Genomic DNA, 2,821 nt, shown 5'->3' on the forward strand with positions numbered 1-2,821 from the left:
CGCTGGACTCCGGCATCGTGCCGCCCGCCGGCACCCTGGCGGGCACTTCTGGAAAAACCGCCTTCCTGCTGCACGGAACCAGCCGCGAAGACAAGAAATGGCCGGCCGAAGACTGGATCGGAACCGCCCACCTCCTGATTGAGCGGGGGATGACGCCGGTCACGACCTGGTCGAACGAGCGTGAGAAAACCGTGGCCGAGGCAATCGCAGGCGCCGTGCCGTCAACGATCGTGGTACCGAAATCGCCGCTGTCCGAAATCGCCGCGACTATCGGCGGCTCGACGCTGGTTATCGGCGCCGACACCGGGCTGACCCATCTTGCCAGTGCCTTTGGCCTGCCGACGGTCGCAATTTTCCTGGCAACAGAGCCGGGTCTGACCGGCCCGCGCGGACGCTACGCATCGACACTGCTGGCCTCGCATGGGGGGCGTGTTGTGCCGGTGCAGGTAGTGGCGGAAGCAGAAAAGCTATTGGCACTTAAACTACAAGCGCCGGCATAGGACCTTTCAGAATTCGCTCTGGCGAGTCGAATAGCGTGGTTCTTCGAGAACCGGAGCGGCGCGTACTTAAAGTACGTGAGCACCGGAAGCGCAGAAAACCGCCCGCGCATGCCCCCGAAAATCGTAATTGATTTTCGGAAAGGGATCATGCGCTAACTGAAAATCCTACAGCGTCCTTTGCGCGTCCGAGAGGACGCGCGGCGCTGTAGTCGGCCGCCAGAGTAGAATTATCAAAGGTCCTAGATGAACTGCACCTGGACGATCTCATACCCCCTGGCGCCGCCAGGCGCGTTGACCTCGATGGCGTCGCCGACTTCCTTGCCGATGAGCGCACGCGCGATCGGCGAGGAGATCGAGATGCGGCCGGACTTCACGTCCGCCTCCTGGTCGCCGACGATCCGGTAGGTCTTCTTTTCCTCGGTGTCCTCGTCGACCAGCACCACGGTGGCGCCGAACTTGATCTTGTCGCCGCTGAGCTTGCTGACGTCGATCACCTCGGCGCGCGCAATATAATCTTCAAGCTCGTTGACGCGGCCCTCGTTGAGGCTCTGCGCCTCTTTGGCGGCATGATATTCGGCATTTTCGGACAGGTCGCCATGCGAGCGCGCTTCGGAGATCGCCTCGATGATGCGCGGCCGCTCTTCCTGCTGGCGCCAGCGCAGTTCTTCCTTCAATGACGCGAACCCCTCGCCTGTCATCGGGACCTTGTTCATGATGCCTGCCTTTCCTGCTGCCACCCCCGCGTATCGGGGAAAGCCTTGTCGATGGGTACAAAAAGAAAACGGGTCCGGCAGCCTCGAGCTTACGGAACCGTTTCACCGCAATTTCCCTGAATATAGCAATGTCAGCGGGTTTTTCACGCCCAAAAATCGGTTTTGCTAAAATCATCCCCGTTTTCATCAGTCCGGGGCGATGAATGAGACCGGGGGCAACAAAAAACGGCCGCGATCGCTCGCGGCCGCTTGGAAGAGCCCTGGGATCTTTTCAGCTTCTCATGAAATGGTCGATCTGCTCGGCCAGCATGCCATATTCACGCGAACCCTTGCCGGTCCGCTTCTCGATTTCCATCAACTGCTGCTGGGCGCCGGCCAGATCGCCGATCTGCAGATGCGCTTCGCCGAGATATTCGCGCACCAGCGTGTAGTTCGGATCGATGCGCAGCGCTTCCTCGTAATAGCCGAGGCCGACGGTGACGCGGCCGGAATGGCGGTGCGAATAGCCGAGATAGTTGAGGATGCGCGGATCCTGCTTGTTGGCGGCGAGGCTGAGCACGGCAATCGCCTCGTCATAGCGCCCGGCCATCGCCAGCGCGTGGCCTGCATCATAGATGCTGTCGTCGTCGAGCATGCCTTCCTGGGGCGCGACGCACTTTTTCTTCTTCTTGTCCCAGACCTGGCCCTTCTTGCACTGGGTGACGGTTTCGTCACCGCCGCTGCCCCCGCTGCCCGCGGCGAACACCGGAACGGCAAGGAACTGTAGAACGAGCAATGCGCTCGCCGCCTGGATCAGCACTCTTTTATGCATCGAAACCTCCTGGAGGGGTGAGAATGCAATACTAACGCCGGTCGGCTTGCGTTTCATCCCGGAAAATTGCGGGCGGGAGAACATCAGGTGACGGATGCCGCGAATCCGCTATCATCCGGCAAACGACCTGAGGGAGACGGCCCTTGCAGCGGCGGCTTGAAAAGGACTGGGAGCTTTCGATCGGCCCCGACACGGTGCGCCTGTTCATCCTCAAGGCCAAGGCACTGAGTGCGGCCGTCAATGAAGACTATGCCGATGGCGCCGAGCACGAGGTCGAACTCGACGGCGAGTCCCATGTCAACCATCACCATGACGGCCTTGCCGAGGAAAGCTCCGAGAACCTGACCGAAGAAGAGCTGCGCGAGCTGATCAACGACCTCAATGTCGATGAAGCAGCCGAGCTGATCGCGTTGGCCTGGGTCGGTCGCGGCGACTACGACGCCACCGAATGGGCGGACGCGCTGGCCGCCGCGCGCGAACGCGCCAACAAGCGCACCGCGAAATACCTGCTTGGCATGCCGCTGCTCGCCGACTGGCTGGAGGAAGGGCTGGAAGCGATCGGTGCGTAACGGAGCGGTTACCGTTCGTGATGCGGCCAAGGCAACCACCTTGCGTCGGCGCCGTTGAGGGCGATGGGGTCGATCGTCTTTTCCCGAATATGCAGGATTGCGTTGACCGTGGCCGTCACGGCCTTGCTGGTGATGCCGGTCGAGGCGAGACATCGCCATCGGCATCATAAGCCCCCGACGCCGCGGGTCGAGCAGCCGCTGACACCACGAGCCGACCAGCCCCTGAAA

Annotated in this window: 4 protein-coding genes; 2 read left to right on the forward strand and 2 right to left on the reverse strand. The window is 61.5% G+C overall.

What is annotated here, in order from left to right:
- The coding region (locus EOA22_RS29720) for a glycosyltransferase family 9 protein (RefSeq protein ID WP_281040795.1) at positions 1 to 500 on the forward strand (500 nt) is incomplete at its 5' end.
- A gap of 239 nt (positions 501 to 739) precedes the next feature.
- Here EOA22_RS29720 and greA read toward each other — a convergent pair.
- Together greA and EOA22_RS29730 are read right to left on the reverse strand one after the other, a co-directional pair.
- Positions 740 to 1,213, reverse strand: coding sequence for a transcription elongation factor GreA (gene greA, locus EOA22_RS29725; protein ID WP_013530066.1), 474 nt, complete (start codon positions 1,211 to 1,213; stop codon positions 740 to 742).
- Positions 1,214 to 1,484: 271 nt separating this feature from the next.
- Positions 1,485 to 2,024 (reverse strand): tetratricopeptide repeat protein, encoded by a 540-nt coding sequence (locus tag EOA22_RS29730; protein WP_063168815.1) that lies wholly within the window; start codon positions 2,022 to 2,024, stop codon positions 1,485 to 1,487.
- Between the two features lie 143 nt (positions 2,025 to 2,167).
- Between EOA22_RS29730 and EOA22_RS29735 the strand changes: the two genes are divergently transcribed.
- Positions 2,168 to 2,593: a DUF3775 domain-containing protein gene (locus EOA22_RS29735; RefSeq protein WP_013530064.1), complete on the forward strand. Its 426-nt coding sequence runs from the start codon at positions 2,168 to 2,170 to the stop codon at positions 2,591 to 2,593.
- The last annotated feature ends 228 nt before the right edge of the window (positions 2,594 to 2,821 follow it).

The sequence above is a fragment of the Mesorhizobium sp. M7A.F.Ca.US.014.04.1.1 genome (assembly GCF_003998745.1).
Taxonomy (GTDB): Bacteria; Pseudomonadota; Alphaproteobacteria; order Rhizobiales; family Rhizobiaceae; genus Mesorhizobium; species Mesorhizobium ciceri.

What these genes read in the sequence shown, in the direction of transcription:
- greA (WP_013530066.1), bottom strand. Translation starts at nt 1,213, where the DNA reads ATGAACAAGGTCCCGATGACAGGCGAGGGGTTCGCGTCATTGAAGGAA.
- EOA22_RS29730 (WP_063168815.1), bottom strand. Translation starts at nt 2,024, where the DNA reads ATGCATAAAAGAGTGCTGATCCAGGCGGCGAGCGCATTGCTCGTTCTA.